Raw genomic sequence first — 21,138 nt, 5'->3', positions numbered from 1 at the left:
CAAAATTTCAGAGCCCAAAGGGTCCGGTCTGTTAAGGACCGGGCCCTTTTTGCGAATGCGGCGGAAAAATACGGCATAAAAACAGCCATTTTCCGTGTGCAAAAATTATAAACTGCATTTTTAAATAAGGACCGCGATGCCGCAAAAACAAAGAAACGGCGCGGCAGATGCAGTTGGATATATGGAGGGAAACGCCCATGTTAAACAAAAAAACCGTAGATGATATCAACGTAAAAGGAAAAAGAGTCCTTGTAAGATGCGACTTCAACGTTCCGCTGATCGATGGAAAAATCACAGATGAGAACCGTCTGGTAGCTGCTCTTCCGACGATCAAAAAACTGATCGCTGACGGCGGAAAAGTAATTCTCTGCTCTCATCTTGGAAAACCGAAAGGAGAACCAAAACCAGAGCTTTCTCTTGCACCGGTTGCAGTTCGCCTTTCCGAGCTTCTCGGACAGGAAGTTAAATTTGCAGCAGATCCTGAGGTTGTAGGACCGAACGCAAAAGCAGCTGTTGAGGCTATGAAAGACGGAGATGTAATCCTTCTGGAGAACACCCGTTATCGTGCAGAAGAGACCAAAAACGGTGAGGAGTTCAGCAAAGAACTGGCTTCCCTGTGCGACGTATTCGTAAATGATGCATTCGGAACCGCACATCGTGCTCATTGCTCCAATGTTGGTGTTACTAAATATGTTGACACTGCAGTTGTTGGTTATCTGATGGAGAAAGAGATCGCATTCCTTGGAAATGCTGTCAACAATCCGGAGCGTCCGTTTGTTGCCATCCTTGGTGGATCCAAAGTATCCAGCAAGATTTCTGTTATCGACAACCTGATCGATAAAGTTGATGTCCTGATCATCGGCGGTGGTATGGCTTATACCTTCGCAAAAGCAGCAGGCGGCACCGTTGGTGATTCTCTGCTTGAGATGGATTATCTGGATTATGCAAACAAAATGAAAGAAAAAGCAGCAGCAAAAGGCGTGAAACTGCTTCTTCCGGTAGACAACGTTGTTGCAGATGCATTCTCAAACGACGCAAATACACAGGTTGTTCCGGCCGGACAGATTCCGGATGGCTGGGAAGGTCTGGATATCGGACCGGAAACTGCAAAACTGTTCGCTGATGCTGTTAAAACTGCTAAAACCGTTGTATGGAACGGACCGATGGGATGCTTCGAGATGCCGAATTTTGCAGCAGGAACCAAAGCAGTTGCAGCAGCACTGGCTGAAACAGATGCAGTTACGATCATCGGCGGCGGAGATTCCGCAGCAGCTGTAAACCAGCTTGGATATGGCGATAAGATGACTCATATCTCCACTGGCGGCGGCGCTTCTCTGGAGTTCCTGGAAGGAAAAGAACTGCCGGGCGTTGCAGCAGCAAACGACAAATAAAACAACGATTCAGAGCGCAAGCGGAATCGAGAGGTGGCTCTGAACCGTTTCAATAAGTAAAACTAAGGAGATCAAACGATCATGGCAAGAAAGAAAATTATCGCCGGAAACTGGAAAATGAACATGACTCCGAGCGAGGCAGTAGAGTTAGTTAATACATTAAAACCACTGGTGGCAAATGACGACGTTGACGTGGTTTTCTGCGTACCGGCCATCGATATCATCCCGGTTGTAGAGGCTGCAAAAGGCTCCAACATCCAGATTGGTGCTGAAAATATGTATTTTGAGGAGAAAGGTGCTTTCACAGGCGAAATCTCCCCGGCTATGCTGACAGACGCTGGCGTGAAATACGTTGTACTTGGCCACTCTGAGAGAAGAGAATACTTCGCAGAGACCAGCGAGACCGTAAACAAAAAAATGCTGAAAGCTTTCGAGCACGGCATCACCCCGATCATGTGCTGCGGAGAAACTCTGGAGCAGAGAGAGCAGGGTGTAACGATGGATTTCATCCGTCAGCAGGTAAAGGTTGGATTCCTGAATGTAACAGCAGATCAGGCAAAAACAGCCGTTATCGCTTACGAGCCAATCTGGGCAATCGGAACCGGCAAAACTGCTACAACAGAGCAGGCTGAGGAAGTTTGCAAAGGCATCCGCGAGTGCATCGCTGAAATCTATGATGATGCAACAGCAGCAGCTATCCGTATCCAGTACGGCGGCTCTGTAAACGCAAAAACCGCACCGGAACTGTTCGCACAGGAGAACATCGACGGCGGCCTGGTAGGCGGAGCATCCCTGAAACCAGATTTCGGAGCTATCGTAAACTACAATAAATAATTGATTTTTATACGAAATCAATAAATAAAACAGACTAAGACGCCACCAAACACGGTGAATTTGGCAGAAATGCTGAAGGTGAGATGTTTGGTGGCGCTTTGCTGTTTTTTATGCAACATATAATCCTTGATTTAGCTATAGAGAGTGCCAGTTTGTGCAAAAAGAAATCACTTCGTTTCTGTGTTTTGAAGCGGAGTGATTTTTTGCGCGGATTGAAAAATTCACGTTTTCGTGATATGCTTGTTTTATATCTGTCGACCAGCCGTCCAGAGAGTTTCTGGAAGAAGTAATCAAGGATTATAACAAAATGTTCCATACGAACTACGATACCTCAAGTGATAAATTCCAGAATTATTATAAAGATGTGTCGCTTCGCATGAAGAATAAGGAATTGGACATTCTGATCGTAGTCAATATGTTTCTTACCGGTTTTGATGCGACGACTATGAATACGCTGTGGGTGGATAAAAATCTGAAAATGCACGGACTGATACAGGCGTTTTCCCGTACAAACCGTATTCTGAATTCTATCAAGACCTTTGGAAATATTGTATGTTTCAGAAATCTGCAGAAGCGAGTAGATAGTGCCATTTCCTTGTTTGGGGATAAGAATGCCGGGGGCATTGTTTTGCTGCAGAGCTTTAAGGATTACTATTACGGATATGAATCCGTAGATGGTAAGCCAATGCCAGGGTATGTGGATCTGATGGAGGAATTGAATCATAAGTTTCCGCTGTCAGAACCGCAGATTGTCGGAGAGCAGAACCAGAAGGATTTTATTGCTTTGTTTGGTGCTATTCTTCGTATGAGAAACCTTCTGCTTTCCTTTGACGAATTTAAGGGGAATGAGCTGATTTCTGAGCGCAATTTGCAAGACTACATTGGACGTTATCAGGATTTGCGTGACGAGTGGAAACGGAAACGCCGGGAAAGTACGGATATTACAGATGATGTGGTGTTTGAAATTGAATTGATCCGGCAGGTAGAAATCAACATTGATTATATTCTGATGCTTGTAAAGAAGTATCATGATACCCACTGTGAAGATAAGGAAGTGCTGATAACCATCAATAAAGCGATTGATGCCAGCCCGGAGCTGCGCAGCAAGAAACAGCTTATTGAAACCTTTATTGCAGGAATCAATGATGTGGACGATGTTATGGATGAGTGGCATGAATTTGTTGTGGAACAGCGTGATTATGATCTTAATGTAATTATTGTGGAAGAAAAATTGAAGCCGAAAGACACACGAAAGTTCATAGAGAATGCGTTTCGGGACGGAGAGATCAAAACAGCGGGAACGGATATAGATAAAATCATGCCGCCAATTTCTCGTTTTGGTGGTGGCGGAAGAGCCAAGAAAAAACAGAGAGTCATTGAAAAACTGAAAACGTTTTTTGAAAAATATTTCGGTATCGGTGGTTCGTATTCCTTTAATGAGCCAGAGCATAAAGCCGTGACATACGATCTGAGCGATCAGGAAACAGTGTTGATGGCGGCAGAATCTGAAGCACCATACGGAAAATAGTCATAAATGAATGGAACCACATTGGAAGCAAAAAGCAAAATAATAGAGTCATCATGGACAAAACTTAATCATGGAGGTGATCGGATGACAATAGAAGAAATCCTTGCTGGAGAATCCAAGAACGTTGAATTCAAAGTACAACGTCCAGACAAGAGCATGAAATATATGAAAACGGTTGTTGCTTTCGCTAACGGAAAAGGTGGGAGGATTATATTTGGTATTGACGATAAAACAAGAGAAGTTGTTGGCATTCCGGAGGATAAAGTTTTTCGGGAGATTGATGCGATTACGAATGCTATTTCTGACAGTTGTGAACCTACAATTATCCCGGATGTTTATTTGCAAAATATAAATGATAAACCTGTAATTGTTGCAGAAATCAGGACGGGACGTCGGAAACCATATTATATTAAGGCAGAGGGGCTGGAGAATGGCGTATATATTCGAGTTTCTGGAACAACACGCCCTGCTGACCGTGATATGTCAAGAGAATTATATTATGAATGCGATGCCCGCTCTTTTGATTCAATAATCCGCAGAGATATAGAAGTGACCGATGAAGATATTAAAAGTCTCTGTGAACAAATGAAGGAAGTTGCTATTGCCAACTGCAAATCCAATCTTCAGCGATCAGCAGTTAAAGATGTAACGAAAAATGTTTTGCTCAGTTGGGGAATTTTGAAAAAAGATGAGAATGAAAAAATCTATCCGACAAATGCGTATATTTATTTAACGGGACAAGGTGGACTCCGTTCCATGATACAGTGCGCTGTGTTTAAGGGAACGACGCGAGCTGTCTTTTTGGATCGACGTAATTATGAAGGACCGCTTTGGAAGCAAGTAGAGGAAGCGGTGCAGTTTGTCCTTAGAAATATTCGTATGGGATGTCGGCTGGAAGGAGTATATCGACAGGATATTTATGAACTGCCGCCGGATAGTATCCGTGAGTTGATCGTTAATGCAGTTATGAATTGCAGTTACATTCAGAATTCTAATATTCAGGTGGCAATTTATGATGATCGCTTGGAGATCACATCTCCTGGTGGACTGCTTCCTGGCGTAACGATTGAGTTGATGAAGGAAGGATTTTCAAAAATCCGAAATCGTTCGCTTGCCAATGCTTTTGCCTATATGAACCTTGTGGAAGCATGGGGAAGTGGTATTCCGAAACTTATGCAGGCTATGCAGGAATACGGATTGCGTGAACCGGAATTTATTGATATGGAAGTAGCTTTCCGCATCAATCTTTATCGCGGCCAGAATGAGGTCATTGAGGTCAAAAATCGAGATCATGACCTCAATCATGGGTCAAATGATCTCAATCGTGAGCCCGATAATCTCAATCATGAGCCTGTTGACCTCGATCGAGATCCCAATGACCCCAATCATGATCCCAAAGATGACCTTGAAATTCAATTGTCAGAAATGATTTATAAAAATCCGAAACTGACTCAGAAAGAATTAGCAAAAGCGCTTGCAGTTTCTACGGCAACGATTAAGCGTATGCTTACAAAAATGCAGCATGAAGGTAAAGTTATCCGTGAGGGGTCTAATCGAAAAGGAAAATGGATATTGACGGATAAAATGAAATAGGATTGATGATTTGATTGGAAAAGGCAAATGAATTTACCGGCTTTTTTAAGAAAATCAGACGAACTTACAGAACAGTTATCAAAGAAACAAGTGATTGCTGTTATGTCGACATATCACAAAAGATATCCTAGACGGAGTGCGTTCATACATGAATTAATAGAATTTGGATATGTGAAATGAACGATTCTGAACTTTTCTTGTGTCCGGGAGCGGCTTTTTCGCACTTGCGGACATCTCCCACATGTGATATGATGGGAACGACAAAAGTGTCGGAAAAACCGCATGATAGAGGGAAAAAACGCGGCAAATCAGACGACGCGAAAGAAAGCATAAAGGAGAATATGATTATGGCAAGAGAAATCATTAATACAGAAAAAGCACCGGCAGCAATCGGACCTTATGTACAGGCAGTCGCAGACAACGGCCTTTTATTTATTTCCGGACAGCTTGGCTTTGATGTAGAGCATGGCAGCGTGATCCCGGAAACCGTAGAAGAGCAGGCAACCCTCTCTTTAAAGAATCTGGACGCAATCATGACAGCAGCAGGAACTGACCGCACGAAAGTGATGAAAACAACCATTTTCCTGACCGATATGAACGATTTTGCCAAGGTAAATGAAGTATACGGTGCTTTCTTTGGTGAGTCCAAACCGGCTCGTTCCTGTGTAGCAGTTGCCGCTCTTCCGAAAGCAGCAAAAGTGGAAATTGAATGCATCGTATCCCTGAAATAAGAGAGAGAGATGAGTATGGCAGAGGAAAGAGTAATTAAAATCGGAATGCTGGGTCTTGGTACTGTCGGTACCGGTGTGTATAAAGTGCTGAAAAGCCAGCAGGAGGAAATGCTTCCGAAGCTGGGAGCGCGTGTGGAGCTGAAAAAAATTCTCGTGCGCAATGTGGAAAAAGCAGCTGCAAAGGTTGATGATCCGTCGATCATTACCACGAACTTTGAGGACATTGCCAATGACCCGGAGATTGAGATTGTTGTTGAGGTTATGGGTGGAAAACAGCCGGCTATGAATTACATTCTTGCCTGCCTGGATGCAGGAAAGAATGTTGTAACGGCAAACAAAGATCTGGTGGCATCCGAGGGCAAAAAAATCCTTGCAACAGCAAAGAGAAACGGAAAAGATTTTCTCTACGAGGCATCCGTGGCAGGAGGAATTCCGATCATCCGTCCGGTGAAACAGTGCCTTGCAGCCAATCATATCACAGAGCTGATGGGTATTTTCAACGGTACCACAAATTTTATTCTGACAAAAATGTCGCAGGAAGGCATGGAGTTTGGTGATGCGCTCCGTCTGGCGCAGGACATGGGTTATGCAGAAGCAGACCCGACCGCAGATGTGGAAGGTCTTGATGCCGGCCGCAAGGTAGCAATCCTAGCTTCGGCAGCGTTCAACTCCAGAGTGACATTTGAAGATGTTTACACCGAAGGCATTACCAAAATCACGGCGACTGATATCGAGTATGCAAAAGAGATGGGATGCACGATCAAGCTGCTCGGCGTGGCAAAAGATACCCCGGAAGGAATCGAAGCCCGCGTTCATCCGATGCTGATCGACAGCAATCATCCGCTCGCGACTGTCAATGATTCCTACAATGCCGTATTCCTGACAGGCGATGCCGTACAGGATACGATGTTTTACGGACGAGGTGCCGGAGAGCTTCCGACTGCGAGTGCCGTTGTGGGCGATATTTTCGATGTTGTGCGCAATATTTTATGGAACTGCTGCGGCAGAATCGGCTGCACATGCTACCGGGAATGCCCGATCAAGCGTGTCGGCGAAATTAAGTCGAAATATTTTGTACGCATGCAGATTGAAAATCGGTATGGAACGCTGGCATCGGTAGCTTCTGTCTTTGGAAACAACAAGGTTTCGATTGCACAGATGCTTCAGAAACGTGTCAATGGAAAATACGCCGAGATCGTCGTCATTACGGACGAGGTCAAAGAGCGCCATTTTGAGGATGCCATGCAGATTTTAGGCGGAATGTCGATGATCCAGGAGATTTCTTCGACAATCCGGGTATACTAACAAAATGTAACAATTCAGATCCATGCGAAATGGAAGAAAAATCGCGAATCATGCTTGCATGAAGGAGCGCTTTTTCTGGAGTTTCATATGGCGAAAAGCAACATCGAGATGCAGCGTAAGCGGAATCGAGATGGGGATCTGGATTGTTACCCCAAAATTAAATCAAAGAAGGGAATTCACAATGAGTAAAAAACCAACCGTATTAATGATTCTTGACGGATATGGACTGAATGACAAATGCGAGCATAACGCTGTCTGCGAAGCAAAAACTCCGATTATGGACCAGCTGATGAGCCAGTGCCCGTACGTAAAAGGACAGGCCAGCGGACTTGCTGTAGGTCTTCCGGACGGACAAATGGGTAACTCTGAGGTAGGTCATCTGAACATGGGCGCAGGCCGTGTTGTATACCAGGAGCTGACCAGAATCACAAAAGCAATCCAGGACGGCGATTTCTTCGAGAATGAAGAGCTGGTAAAGGCTGTTGAAAATGCAAAAGCAAATAATTCCGCACTGCACCTGTTCGGACTTCTTTCTGACGGCGGTGTTCACAGCCACATCACCCACGTATTCGGACTTCTGGAGCTGGCAAAACGTAAGGGTCTCGAGAAAGTTTATGTACACTGCTTCCTGGATGGCCGTGACACTCCTCCGGCATCCGGAAAATCCTATGTTGAGCAGCTGCAGGCAAAAATGGATGAGATCGGTGTCGGCGAAATCGGCGTGATCTCCGGCCGTTACTATGCAATGGACCGTGATAACCGCTGGGATCGTGTCGAGCTGGCTTACAAAGCTCTGACAAAAGGGGAAGGCGTAGAAGGAACCGATGCGGCAGAGGCTGTTCAGGCTTCTTATGATGCTGAAAAAACCGATGAGTTCGTTCTGCCGACCGTTCTGAAAAAAGACGGAAAACCGGTTGCAACGATTCAGGATAAAGATTCTGTGATTTTCTTCAACTTCCGCCCGGACCGTGCAAGAGAGCTGACAAGAGCATTCTGTGCAGATGAGTTCACCGGATTTGAGAGAGAAAAACGTCTGGATCTGACCTACGTATGCTTCACGGAATACGATGAGACCATCCCGAACAAATCCGTTGCATTCAAAAAAGAAGAGATCACCAATACCTTCGGTGAGTATCTGGCAGCACATAACATGACGCAGGCTCGTATCGCCGAGACCGAGAAATATGCACATGTAACCTTCTTCTTCAATGGCGGCGTTGAGGAGCCAAATAAAGGTGAGGACAGAATCCTTGTGAAATCCCCGAAGGTTGCTACTTATGACCTGAAACCAGAGATGAGTGCTTACGAAGTATGCGACAAGCTGACGGATGCCATCCGTTCCCAGAAATACGATGTCATCATCATCAACTTTGCAAATCCGGATATGGTTGGCCATACCGGCGTTGAGAGCGCAGCAATCCAGGCAGTTGAGGCTGTTGATGAGTGCGTAGGCAAAGCAGTTGATGCATTAAAAGAGGTTGACGGCCAGATGTTTATCTGTGCGGACCACGGAAATGCAGAGCAGCTTGTAGACTATGAGACCGGCGAGCCATACACCGCTCATACCACCAATCCGGTTCCGTTCATTCTGGTTAATGCAGACCCATCCTACACGTTAAGAGAGGGCGGATGCCTGGCAGACATCGCACCGACCCTGATCGAGCTGATGGGAATGGAGCAGCCAAAAGAAATGACAGGAAAATCCCTGCTGATTAAGAAATAAAGAGAAATCGTGAAAATGTCCCTGCCGGATTCGTTTTGAAACGGGTGCGGCAGGGATATTTTATCATAATAATCTGAAAATAAAAATAATTACGCAATAAGAGACAGAATAAAAATGAAAAACAGATAAAAAATCAAAATAAAGTGTTGACAAACGATGAGAAAACTGATATAGTAAAGTCAACAAAAGAAAACGGAAGAAAAAAACAGAAAGAGAGGACGGACCACCGAGAACATAACGAATTACCCCATAAACTAAGAAAGCGAAGGTATGGACCCAAGAAAACGTAACGAAGTACCCCAAAGCGAAACAAAAGAACAAAAGAACAAAAGAACAAAAGAACAAAAGAACAAAAAAAGAAAGGATTCAGTCCAATGCACAGTTCTAACTTATGAAAGCCATCCGAAAATGGAAAAATCGGATGGCTTTCATATTGCGTTTTTTTATGTTTGAAAAGAATAAGGACTGGAAAAAAGAGGTTTCGACAGAGAGAGCAACATATTTTTCCCATAGCACGGTCATACTGTGAACGCAGAGAAGAAACTTGGTTACTGTTCACTTTGCAGCAAAACAGGAGGGAAAACTATGTTTCGATATTTACCAATTCGAAGCGTGACAGGAAGAGAAATTCTGGATTCGCGCGGAAATCCGACCGTAGAGGTGGAAGTGGCCGTCGGGGAGGGGATTCTCGGGCTGGAAGGCCATATGGGGCGTGCCCAGGTGCCGTCCGGGGCATCGACAGGAAAATTTGAGGCACTGGAAAAAAGAGATCAGGAAGTGCGCTATCTGGGGCAGGGCGTGAGAAAGGCTGTAGAAGCGGTCAATACCGTGCTGGCCGATGCCGTTGTCGGCGAGAATGCGCTCGAGCAGGAGCGGATTGACCATATCCTGTGCCAGGCAGACGGAACCGAAACGAAAGAAAACCTCGGGGCAAACGCCATTCTCGGTGTCTCACTTGCTGTGGCGCGCGCGGCGGCAAATGCGCTTCATCTGCCGCTGTACCAGTACCTGGGCGGCTGCCACACAAGCCGTATGCCCGTGCCGATGATGAATATTTTAAACGGCGGCCGTCATGCCGACAACACCGTCGATCTGCAGGAATTTATGATTATGCCGTGCGGCGCTCCCTCATTCCGGGAGGGTCTTTCCATGTGCGCGGAGATTTACCATACGCTGAAGCAGCTCCTGAAGGAGAAGGGATACTCGACTTCTGTCGGCGATGAGGGCGGCTTTGCGCCGGATTTAAAGGATTCCGATGAAGCACTGCAGCTCATTGTCAATGCGGTCCAGAAAGCCGGCTATGCGCCCGGAAACGACGTGATGATCGCGATCGATGCGGCGGCAAGCGAGCTCTACGAGGAGAGCAGGAACGTCTACTACTTTCCCGGGGAATCCCGTCAGTGCGGAAAGACAGTATTTCGGGATACCGCAGAAATGGTTGCCTACTATGAGGAACTGATCGAAAAATACCCGATCGTATCCATCGAAGACGGGCTGTGCGAGGACGATTTCGAAGGCTGGAAACAGATGACGGAAGCGCTCGGGAACAGAGTACAGCTGGTCGGGGATGATCTGTTTGTGACGAATGTAAGAAGGCTTTCCTGCGGCATTGCACTTGGCACGGCAAATGCGGTTCTGATCAAGGTAAACCAGATCGGAACGCTCTCTGAGGCGCTGGATGCGGTGGAGATGGCGCAGAGAGCAGGGTACCGCGCCGTCATTTCCCACCGGTCCGGAGAGACAGAGGATGATTTTCTGGCAGACCTTGCCGTCGCGACAGGCGCCGGCCAGATCAAAACCGGAGCACCGTGCCGGTCGGAGCGGAATGCGAAATACAATGAGCTTCTCCGCATCGAGGAACGCCTCGGTGAGGAAGCGAAATACCGGAATCCGTTCCCGCAAAAGGGAACCGGCGTAAGAGAATGGTGAAAAATGGCGTAAAACAGGCAAATAACAGTTGAAATCGTTCTTCCGCTATGGTAAAATAATATAAGTTGGCCGTAGGAGGTGTAATTGTGGAAATTTTAAGAACGATTTTGACAGTCATTTATGTCATTGATTGTATTGCTTTAACCGTTGTTGTATTGATGCAGGAAGGAAAACAGCAGGGTCTCGGTGCTATCGCAGGTATCTCAGACACTTACTGGGGAAGAAACAAAAGCCGTTCTGCAGAAGGAACTCTGATCCGTGCAACAAAAATCATGGCAGTTCTGTTTATTGTACTGTCGGTTGTATTAAACATGAATTTTTAGCAAAGTAAAGACATCCTTATTCCCACGAGAAGGCGTAAGGGTGTCTTTTTCTACAAAGAGGAGATAATAGATGAAAGATAATAAGAAGAAAAAAGATCGGAGGAAATATCCGCAGGGCAGCGCGGCGTCCCATGCAGGACAGAACAGCGGGAACCATGGCGGTCATGCGGGCCATCCGCGTTCCAGAAGTTCGAAACTGCTGAAAAACCGCAAGACGCTGCTGATGGATCTCGTAAGCTCGAAAAACTATGAGCCGATGCGTCTGAAAGACATTGCCATGCTGCTGCAGGTGCCGAAAGCAAAACGGTCGGAGCTTGCGGAGGTTATGGAAATCCTGGTAAAAGAAGGAAAAATCGATGTGATCTCCGACGGCCGTTACCAGAAGAGCCGCGGTGCATCCACAACGACGGAAAAACGGGAAAAAAGAGACCGCCGCGCCGGAGAGCAGGGCAGAAGAGGACGCGATGACCGATTCCGCAGAAAGAATGGAAAGGACGGCGACACAGAGAAGAAGCCGCGTATCCAGACTGTCGATATCCAGGCAGTCGTGGACGCTTACCAGATCCCGGAGGAGTTCCCGGCACGCGTGATCACACAGGCAGAAAAATGCCCGGAGGAAGTAATTCCAAACGATTACAACGGCCGCCTCGATCTGAAAAGCTGGCAGATGGTGACAATCGACGGCGAGGATGCCAAAGACCTCGATGACGCCGTATCCGTCACAAAAGCGGGCGATACGTGGACGCTTGGCGTTCATATCGCTGATGTCAGCAACTATGTGCAGGAAAATTCCGCCCTCGACCGTGAGGCGTTAAAGCGCGGCACCAGTGTCTATCTGCCGGACCGCGTCATTCCGATGCTGCCGAAGCGTCTGTCAAACGGCATCTGTTCCCTGAATGAAGGACAGGAGCGCCTGGCACTCTCCTGTATTATGACGATCAACGAGAAAGGCCGCATGATCGGCCATCAGATCGCTGAGACGGTGATCCGCGTGGACCGCCGCATGACCTACACCGCCGTCAATGCAATCCTGACCGAGCCGGAAGCACATCCGGAGCTGCTGGAGGAATATCATGAGCTGGTTCCGATGTTCCGCCAGATGCAGGAACTGTCTGCACTGATCCGGAGCTGTCGGAAAGAACGCGGAGCAATTGATTTTGAATTCCCGGAGAGCAAAGTAATTCTTGATGCAGAAGGGACGCCGGTGGAGATCCGCCCGTATCCGTCGAACGTGGCAACACGGATGATCGAGGACTTCATGCTGATGGCGAACGAGACCGTGGCAGAGGAATACTGCACACGCGAAATCCCGTTCTTATACCGGACGCATGACAAGCCAGACGGAGACCGCATGGAGGCAACGCTGACGCTGATCCGTGAACAGGGCATCAAAGTCGAAAAGCGTTCCCATGAGATTACGCCGGGTGAGGTGCAGAAGATTCTCACCAGCATCGAGGGAACCCCGGAAGAGCCGCTGATCAGCCGCCTGCTGCTCCGGTCGATGGCAAGAGCCATTTATACCCCGGAATGCAGCGGCCACTTCGGACTGGCAGCGTCATATTACTGCCATTTTACCTCACCAATCCGCCGTTACCCGGATCTGCAGATCCACCGCATTATCAAGGATGATCTGCGGGGACGTCTCGACAAGGGCGGCAGAATCGGCAAATATTCGTCCATTTTGCAGCATGTGGCGGAGCAGTCGAGTGCGATGGAGCAGCGTGCTGCAGAGGCAGAAAGAGAGGCTGTGAAACTGAAGAAAGCCGAATATATGCTGGAGCATGTCGGCGAAGAGTACGACGGCGTCATTTCCGGCGTGACCGGATGGGGCTTCTATGTGGAGTTGCAGAATACCGTTGAGGGACTCGTTCACATCATGACACTGAAAGACGATTATTATAATTTTGATGAAGAAAATTACCGTCTGGTCGGAGAGCAGCACGGAAGAGTATTCCGCCTTGGTGAGCCGGTGCGTGTCCGTGTACGAAACGCCGAGCCTGCCAACCGGACAATCGATTTTACGTATGTAGAAAAAGAAACCGAGACAGAATAAATCCCTGGAGGAAAAAGCTATGGCAAAACAAAAAGGAAATCGAATGATTGCCAACAATAAAAAGGCATATCATGACTATTTTATCGAGGATAAATACGAGGCCGGCATCTCCCTTGCCGGTACCGAGGTAAAATCCCTCCGCATGGGAAAATGCAGCATCAAGGAGTCCTTCATCCGCATTGAGCGTGATGAGGTATTCATCTACGGCATGCACATCAGTCCGTACGAGAAGGGCAACATATTCAATAAAGACCCGCTGCGCATCCGGAAACTGCTGCTGCACGACTATGAGATCCGCAAACTTGAGGCGCAGATCAAGGAAAAAGGCTACACGCTCGTTCCGCTGCAGGTGTATTTTAAAGGCAGCCTCGTAAAAGTCGAGATCGGTCTGGCACGCGGTAAAAAACTGTATGATAAACGGCAGGATATCGCAAAGAAGGATCAGAGACGTGAGGCGGAGAGAGATTTCAAAGTTAAAAATCTGTATTAAAAATCCTTGACAAAAAGTATGGGGAAAGACTATAATACAATATACGGCAGTTGAAAGAGAGTTTTCACTGCACCGGGACGATCTGTTTGCGTCCCCGTATCAAAGAAAAGCGTCTGTAGAACCAGCACGGGCTTGTACTGGTTTCGACGGGGGTTTTGAAGTTTGGGAAGCCATTCGTGGACTCCGGGACCGCGTCATCAACCTGGAACCTAAATTTAAACGCAGACGATAATTACGTAGCGTACGCTGCCTAAGTGCGGCGTTGTCAGCTGAATAGTTTTCCGCGGCTATTCTCCTGACATCAAACAGATGCGGAGCACTTCGTTTCCAAAGCTTTGCGGAGATGGAAGATTTTATGAAGCTACCGAAGCGGCAAGCCTGTCATCCGGCGTGCCGATGGGGGAATCTTTAATAGAATGACTGTAATGGGAGATGCCTGAATGAATAGGCTTTCGGACAGGGGTTCGATTCCCCTCAGGTCCATACCTGAAAAACCGCTAAAATCCAGTGTTTTAGCGGTTTTTTTGTACATTTTTGATGGAAAAAACAGGGCAAAAATGCCGCTTTAGACCGTTTCAGACCGTTTAAAACCGCATGAATTTTGGTCAAAAAAGAAAGGAAAAATTCGAAATTTTGTCAAACTTTATCTTTATTCGCACTGTTAAGAACGTAAAAGAGACCGTTTCAAAGTGCTGCAGGCACATGAAGTAGAGATACTTGATGTGCCTGCTTTTTTGTACAATAGGAAAGTTCGACTTCCGTCGAACTCTTGATAAAAAGAGCCCGCACAAAGGCGGGCATGGCAAACAGACGATAGATTAAAAGAAGTCAATGTAAAAGCCTTCTTCAAATTCATCCTTATCAAGATCGTCATCTTCGGTAAGAAAATAGTGCATATGCACTATTTAAAAACGGTGGCTCCGTATAACAAAGATTTCTGTTCACAATATAAAAAAATATCCAGCAGGTTAACTTTTGAAGCGGTAAAACAAATGCTTAAGGATGTTTTGAGTTGGTAAGGGACTAATAGATTCTGTACTTTTCGCCCTATGATTGAATCTGATCATGCGCGAGAAAAGGAAAATAATAGAATTGACAGACTTGAAAAAATGAATTACGATTTTTAAAAGTACTGCATTGCTTGAATGAGAATTATATGTTAAGGTAACAGATATAAAGAGAACTTTAAGCATTGATTTATTAAAATAAACACGGATAGCGAGGTGTATTTATGACCATAGAAGAAATTCTTGCAGGAGAATCCAAAAACGTAGAATTCAAAGAGAACCTGCCGGAAAAGAGCATCAAATATATGAAGTCTGTGGTTGCCTTTGCAAATGGAACCGGAGGAAAAATTATTTTTGGAATTGCGGATAAAACCCGAGAAGTGGTTGGCTTTGACAAGGAAGATGTATTCAAAAAGATGGATGCGATTGCCAATGCCGTCTCGGATAGCTGTGAACCGGCAATTATTCCAGATATTACGCTGCAGACAGTTGATGGCAAGACGGTTATTGTGGCAGAAATTTCTGAAGGCAGACAGCGGCCATATTACATTAAAGCGCTTGGACGAGAGAGAGGCGTATATGTCCGTGTTGCTGGAACAACCCGGCTTGCTGACGAGTATATGATCAAAGAGCTGATGCTTGAGGGAAGCAATCGTTATTTTGATCAGGCGTTATGTACTGGACTGAGTGTTACAGAAGAAGAAATTGATACACTTTGTAAAGCGATGAAGGAGCAGGCAGTCAAAAATGCCCATAATGAGGAGCAGAAAGCATCGGTAAAAGACGTTGGAAAGCAGCAGCTTTGATCCTGTGGTATTTTGATTGAACGTGATGGAAAAGACTACCCTTCTAACGCTTATGCTATCTTAACGGGCTGTGGAGGGCTTCATGTTGCCATTCAGTGCGGTGTGTTTAAGGGAACAACGAAAGCGGTTTTTGTTGATCGAAGGGAATATACGGGTCCTTTGTGGGAACAAATAGAGGAAGCATTTCAGTTTGTTCTGCGAAATATTCATCTGGGAGCTACGCTTGTCGGCATTTACCGTCAGGATATTTATGAAATCCCGCCGGATGCAATTCGTGAGCTGATTATCAACGCGGTGGTGCATCGCAGCTATCTGGATCATGGTACAATACAGGTTGCGGTGTATGACAACCGACTGGAAATCACATCGCCGGGGAAATTGCCGATGGGACAAACGTTGGAGCGTATGAAAGAAGGCTATTCCAAAATCAGGAATGAAGCCCTTGCACATGCCTTTTCGTATATGAATCTGATTGAACATTGGGGAAGCGGGATTCCGAGAATTATAGACAAGGTAAAATCTGCTGGACTACAGGAACCGGAGTTTATCGGTGGAGAAGTTGACTTGCGTATCAATATCTATCGAGGACAAAACGATACAAATAACGCCAGAATCAACGCCAAGAAAACAAAAAATGGCATTGATGGCGTTAAAATATCACGAACGAAGGAACAGGTTCAGATAGAAAAACTGTTACAGGCTATAGAAAAGAACCCATTTGCAACCCAGGCGTATTATGCGAAACAGATCGGTGTGTCCAAAAGAACTGTTTCACGAATATTTGTTTCTTTACAGCAAAATGGTGTGTTGGTACAAAATGGAACAAACAGAAAATCGAATTGGGTAATCACAAAGTAGGAGAAACAGAAGAATGCAAAAATTGGTCGATGCAGATGCCTGTCCGGTAATTGAGACGGTTGAGAAAATTGCAAAAGAGCATTGTGTTCCGGTAACACTGTTGTGCGATACCAATCATGATTTGATATTTGATATCGGATTATAGCGAAATAGTCGTGGTTGGTGATGGAGCAGATGCTGTGGATTATGAACTGATCCGTGTCTGTCATAAAGGCGATATTGTCGTATCGCAGGATTATGGTGTGACGGCGATAGCGTTGGGAAGAGGTTCTTATGCGATTCATCATTCTGGTAAATGGTACACGAATAAGAATATCGATTAGATGCTCATGGAGCGTTATTTAAACAACGAAGTGAAAAAATACCCGCATCATCGTGTCAGAAGGACAAAGAAGCGAAAAAAAGGCGGATACTGAGGGATTTGAACAGTCTTTTGAAAAAATGTTAGGGATGATACAGGAGAAAGAAGGAAAAGAGTTTAGAAGATAAAATTATCAGAGAGTGAAATAAAGTGATTTGATAATATTAGGAGATATGCCCGGATGCTATTTTTCAAAAAGGAAAAAGTGTCAGGGCATTTTTATGTGCAAAACTAATAAAAATAATTCTGAAAATATAGTAAAAATAAGCATATTGTCAAATGAAACGGAGGGTATATAATAAAATATAGAAATATAAGCGGTGAGAAAAATTGAAAGGAAAAGTGCCTATGAAAAAACTCGGAAAATATGGTAAAAAGGTATCCTGCGTGGTAATTGGAATGCTATGTGCAGCAGCGATTGGCGCCTGTGGAAGCACACAAAGTGGGTCCCAAGATGAAAAAGATGTGAGAAATGATATTTCTGTCTATGAAGAGGGAGCTGATTTGGAAGGAACGCTTACATATGGAACCTTATTTATTGAGCCGCAGACCCAGCATATGATTGATTTATTTATGAAGGAGCATCCAGGCGTAAAAATTGAAACAAAGGTTGTTTTTGACAATGATGTTACGGATGAACAGTATAATGAAGGCTTAAATACCTTGCTTACAGAACTTGCATCGGATCAACGGGCGGATATTTATGATGCAACGTATTTACCATCGGAAATTAAGACGAAAGGCAGCGGCTATTTCGAGGACTTAAATCAGTATATTGATGCAGATCCTAATTTTAACAGAGATGATTATTACGATAATATCCTGCGAGCAGCAGAAGTCGATGGAAAACTGTATCAAATTCCGGAAGGTTTTTATTGTGTTATGCTTCGGTTGAATAGAAACATAACGGATGAACTGAATTATGAAGTCCCGGACGAAATGGATATCAATGATTTATATGAGTTATATCAGCAGGCCAAGCCAATTGCAGATGATGATTTTACGATTGATGTACAAAACAATATTTACGTGTTTCTGCCGATGACAGAGGACAGAGCTTATTTGAAGAAGGAAGAAGTAAATTTTGATTCAGAAAATTATGTGGATTTTCTGAGAAAAATGCAGGAACTGTATCAATATCAACCATCCTATGCGACCCATGCATTCACGGATATTAAAAGCTTTTCCGGAAAGAGTGTCCTGCTGAATACATTTACAAATTTACTCGAAGGTTCTCCGAGCGGAATGTTTGAAGAAACCGATACGGCAACAAAACCGATCCTGTTGAAATCAACGGATGGAAAAATTCCTTTCTGGAGAATTGGTGAGGACTTTTCCATGAGCTCAGGCTGCAAAGATAAAGCGCTTGCATGGGAATTTATCAAATTCTGCATTGGTCAGAAACAATTTGAGTTCGAAGATGCAAACAGTGATTCTTACTACAGAAATTTCTTTACCTATGGCAGTATGCTGAACAAAGAAAACACACGGCAGCTTGTTGCGTATCAATTGGAAAATGATGACGACACAGCAGAAAAATGGGAAGCATACAATGAAAAAGTTTCTGCAAAAGCTTTTCGGGATTTACAGTTAGACAGTATTTTGACTGAAATTCGAAACGAATGTATGGAGCAGAAAATCACCCCAGAGGAATGTGCGAAGCTTTTTCAGCAAAGAGCAGAGCTTTATGTTAATGAGTAGAAGCTGTCCTTAATCCATGGAATCAGGTATATGAAATGAAAAAACGAAATTTTATTTATATGTGTTTTATCCTTCCAAGTTTTATCGGGATCATGGCTTTTTACATCGTGCCGTTTCTTCTGTCCTTGTATTTTGCAGTGATTGACAACATGATGAACAAGGAATGGGTGGGTCTTAAAAACTTTAAACTGTTATTCGAAAATGAGTTATTCCTTTCAGCACTCCGTAATACCGGAATTTTTTGCGGGATTGCAATACCGCTGGGAATGGCGATTGCTTTGCTTCTGGTACTGGTTTTGAAAAAGCAGAGGAGAGGTCGAATTCTTCTTATCCTGCTCCTGATCCCATTAATCGTTCCATCTGGAACGGTGATTGCTTTCTGGAAATATTTGTTTGAGAGAAATGGTTTTCTGGATGGGTTTTTACAGCTTTTTGGAAAAAACATGTTCGATATTGAGAATTCTAGATGGGCCATTTTGATTATTATCCTGATGTATCTATGGAAAAATATCAGTTTTTCGATTGTCCTTTTCTGGTCCGGGATAAACTGGATTCCGCAGATCTATCATGAGCAGTGCCAGCTGGATGGAGCTACAGGGCGGCAGGAATTCCAATATATTACATGGATCTTATTAAAACCAACGACGTTAGTTGTGCTGTTGATGTCGATCGTGAATTCTTTTAAGGTTTTTAAAGAGATCTATATGCTGTATGGGGCCTATCCATCACCGTATGTTTATATGCTGCAGCACTATATGAATAACCAGTTTTTGTCACTTAATATGCAGAAACTGTCTGCTGCAGCATGGTGTATGTTTCTCATACTGGGAATTTTTCTGGGCATCATTTATCGGGTCCAGAGGAAGAATCTGGATTATTTGTAAAGATCTTTTGTGGGTGATTTTATGAAAAAGAGATATTCGAATTTTTTCGAAAAGCTGATCTGCATGGGAGCTGTCATTTTGGCAGTCATTCCGTTGTTGTTTGTGGCTGGAAAGTCGGTACAAGTTCCAGAAGAGTATCTTATATTGCTCTTTAAGAGACCTTTGTATTTGCGGATGATGTGGAATTCCCTGATTATTACTATTCCGGTTTTGATTGGACAGCTTTTGCTTGCACCGCTTGCCGCATACGGCTTTTGGCAATGCAGGTGGAAATACAAGGAGATTTTGTTCTATCTTTACATGATTGTCATGCTTATGCCGCTGCAGCTGACTTTAGTGCCAAATTATTTAGTGGCGAATTGGCTGGGCATTCAAAATTCGTCCTTGGCAATTATTCTTCCGGCAATGTTTCAGCCATTGGGGGTATTTCTGATTCGTCAGCAGATACAGGATTTTCCGCAGGAAACGTTAGAAGCAGCCAGACTGGACGGAGCCAGCGAATACAGAATTTATCGTTCCATTGTAAAGCCTAATTTGAGTTCAGCCATTGCTGCTGCATTAATCTTGATTTTTATTGACAATTGGAATATTGTAGACCAGGCGGTCATTTTTTTGAGAGAGCCATATCAGCAGCCGTTATCCGTGTATCTTTGCCAGATTTTAGAGGAACAGCCGGATATCTTTTATGCAGCGTCCGTTTTTTACGCAGTACCAGTTTTATTGATATTCTTAATGGGACAGGACTATTTGATACAGGGAATCAGTATGTCCGGTGTGAAAGCGTAGAGGGGAAGAAAGTACGATGAAGTTCAAAAAAATAAGTATAGGGTTAATCGCTCTGTGGTTTCTGTTTTTAACTGCCGCAACGTTTTGGTCGGTCAAAGAAGAGAACAAAACGCTTCCTTCCGTCTGGACAGAGGAGGCACAGGAAGGCAGCATTGAGTATGAATTTCCAGTTGATTTGGAAGTAAGCGCAGCTGATCAGGCAATTGGCTATATCAGCGTGTATGATAACGTTCCGGAATCTTTGCTGCAGGAGGGCAGAGATCTTCTGGTTGGAAAAGTGTGTTCTGTCATTCGAAAGGATGATTTGTATGAGCTTACGGTAGATCTGTATGAAAAACATTCGATTGGTGAAAACGTTGAGGGAAAAATCGAAATCACTTCTGAAGATGTTTTTCCAAAAGTGATCACACGGCAGGCGATTCATGAAGGAGACTTTGGAAAAACGTGTGTCTATTATATTAAGCGTCAGAAGGGAGCCTGGGGGTATGAAAATATTCTGGAAGAAAAAGCTGTGACATGTTTTCCAAATAGAAATTCAGATTTCGTGGTACTTTTATCAGAAGTAGACGAACCGATGGTCGTAAGCACATCAGAACTGACAAATGGAGAACGGGTGAAATTAACAGAAAAAGATTAAGGAAAAGAATACAGCCTCACTACCGGGACTTTCAGGGGTGAGGCTGTTTCATTATGTTCTATGCATGTGCCGATTTATACAGGCTTTAAAACACATTATCATCCGAATAATGCGTCATGATACCTTTCGCATTGTAGCCCAATATATTCCGTAACTTATCAATTGCATTTGCTTCTATATATTGATTATGCCATAACC

Annotated in this window: 16 protein-coding genes, 1 other RNA gene and 2 pseudogenes; all 19 read left to right on the top strand. The window is 44.6% G+C overall.

Translation table 11 applies throughout. From position 1 onward, the window contains the following. Positions 1-197: 197 nt before the first annotated feature. The 19 genes and pseudogenes from DW769_RS16710 (at position 198) to DW769_RS01060 (ending at position 20,940) form a co-directional block, all read left to right on the top strand. Positions 198-1,391 carry a phosphoglycerate kinase gene (locus DW769_RS16710; RefSeq protein WP_022463323.1) on the top strand — a complete coding sequence of 398 codons (1,194 nt, stop codon included), beginning with the start codon at positions 198-200 and terminating at the stop codon, positions 1,389-1,391. A gap of 81 nt (positions 1,392-1,472) precedes the next feature. Further along, positions 1,473-2,225, top strand: a complete 753-nt coding sequence (gene tpiA / locus DW769_RS16705) for a triose-phosphate isomerase (RefSeq protein WP_022463322.1) — start codon at positions 1,473-1,475, stop codon at positions 2,223-2,225. A gap of 247 nt (positions 2,226-2,472) precedes the next feature. After that, positions 2,473-3,753 carry a type I restriction endonuclease subunit R, EcoR124 family gene (locus DW769_RS01140; protein WP_416822260.1) on the top strand — a complete coding sequence of 427 codons (1,281 nt, stop codon included), beginning with the start codon at positions 2,473-2,475 and terminating at the stop codon, positions 3,751-3,753. 84 nt (positions 3,754-3,837) lie between these two features. Further along, the gene (locus tag DW769_RS01135) at positions 3,838-5,346 is read left to right on the top strand and encodes an ATP-binding protein (protein ID WP_117814072.1); all 1,509 of its coding nucleotides are present in this window, start codon (positions 3,838-3,840) and stop codon (positions 5,344-5,346) included. Between the two features lie 347 nt (positions 5,347-5,693). Next, a complete protein-coding gene (locus tag DW769_RS01130; RefSeq protein WP_055218381.1) occupies positions 5,694-6,077 on the top strand; it encodes a RidA family protein in 384 nt (127 codons plus the stop codon). 15 nt (positions 6,078-6,092) lie between these two features. Then, positions 6,093-7,382, top strand: coding sequence for a homoserine dehydrogenase (locus DW769_RS01125; protein ID WP_118659126.1), 1,290 nt, complete (start codon positions 6,093-6,095; stop codon positions 7,380-7,382). Between the two features lie 181 nt (positions 7,383-7,563). Continuing rightward, positions 7,564-9,105 (top strand): 2,3-bisphosphoglycerate-independent phosphoglycerate mutase, encoded by a 1,542-nt coding sequence (gpmI, locus tag DW769_RS01120; protein WP_022463319.1) that lies wholly within the window; start codon positions 7,564-7,566, stop codon positions 9,103-9,105. A 270-nt stretch (positions 9,106-9,375) separates the two neighbouring features. After that, complete coding sequence (locus DW769_RS01115; protein ID WP_118749855.1) at positions 9,376-9,558, top strand: hypothetical protein; 183 nt, start codon at positions 9,376-9,378, stop codon at positions 9,556-9,558. Between the two features lie 132 nt (positions 9,559-9,690). Next, entirely contained in the window at positions 9,691-11,034 is a 1,344-nt protein-coding gene (gene eno / locus DW769_RS01110) for a phosphopyruvate hydratase (protein WP_022463318.1), read from the top strand. Between the two features lie 86 nt (positions 11,035-11,120). After that, a complete protein-coding gene (secG, locus tag DW769_RS01105; RefSeq protein WP_055226503.1) occupies positions 11,121-11,357 on the top strand; it encodes a preprotein translocase subunit SecG in 237 nt (78 codons plus the stop codon). A gap of 223 nt (positions 11,358-11,580) precedes the next feature. Continuing rightward, complete coding sequence (rnr, locus tag DW769_RS01100; RefSeq protein ID WP_416388390.1) at positions 11,581-13,410, top strand: ribonuclease R; 1,830 nt, start codon at positions 11,581-11,583, stop codon at positions 13,408-13,410. Positions 13,411-13,429: 19 nt separating this feature from the next. Then, positions 13,430-13,900 carry an SsrA-binding protein SmpB gene (gene smpB / locus DW769_RS01095; RefSeq protein WP_022463315.1) on the top strand — a complete coding sequence of 157 codons (471 nt, stop codon included), beginning with the start codon at positions 13,430-13,432 and terminating at the stop codon, positions 13,898-13,900. A gap of 128 nt (positions 13,901-14,028) precedes the next feature. Further along, positions 14,029-14,386, top strand: a transfer-messenger RNA (tmRNA) gene (gene ssrA, locus DW769_RS01090). 745 nt (positions 14,387-15,131) lie between these two features. Further along, a pseudogene (locus DW769_RS17230) lies at positions 15,132-16,571 on the top strand (ATP-binding protein). A gap of 13 nt (positions 16,572-16,584) precedes the next feature. Beyond that, positions 16,585-16,891, top strand: a pseudogene (locus DW769_RS17365) (DUF188 domain-containing protein); the annotation flags it as partial. 389 nt (positions 16,892-17,280) lie between these two features. Beyond that, the gene (locus tag DW769_RS01075; protein WP_117509086.1) at positions 17,281-18,633 is read left to right on the top strand and encodes an ABC transporter substrate-binding protein; all 1,353 of its coding nucleotides are present in this window, start codon (positions 17,281-17,283) and stop codon (positions 18,631-18,633) included. A 35-nt stretch (positions 18,634-18,668) separates the two neighbouring features. Beyond that, positions 18,669-19,517: a carbohydrate ABC transporter permease gene (locus DW769_RS01070; protein ID WP_055266562.1), complete on the top strand. Its 849-nt coding sequence runs from the start codon at positions 18,669-18,671 to the stop codon at positions 19,515-19,517. A gap of 21 nt (positions 19,518-19,538) precedes the next feature. Beyond that, positions 19,539-20,303 (top strand): carbohydrate ABC transporter permease, encoded by a 765-nt coding sequence (locus tag DW769_RS01065; protein WP_147326093.1) that lies wholly within the window; start codon positions 19,539-19,541, stop codon positions 20,301-20,303. 16 nt (positions 20,304-20,319) lie between these two features. After that, entirely contained in the window at positions 20,320-20,940 is a 621-nt protein-coding gene (locus DW769_RS01060; protein WP_022463309.1) for a hypothetical protein, read from the top strand. Positions 20,941-21,138 lie beyond the last annotated feature (198 nt).

The organism is Blautia sp. AM29-29 (assembly GCF_003480555.1).
Taxonomy (GTDB): Bacteria; Bacillota; Clostridia; order Lachnospirales; family Lachnospiraceae; genus Fusicatenibacter; species Fusicatenibacter saccharivorans.
This window is presented reverse-complemented; position numbering and strand designations above follow the sequence as displayed.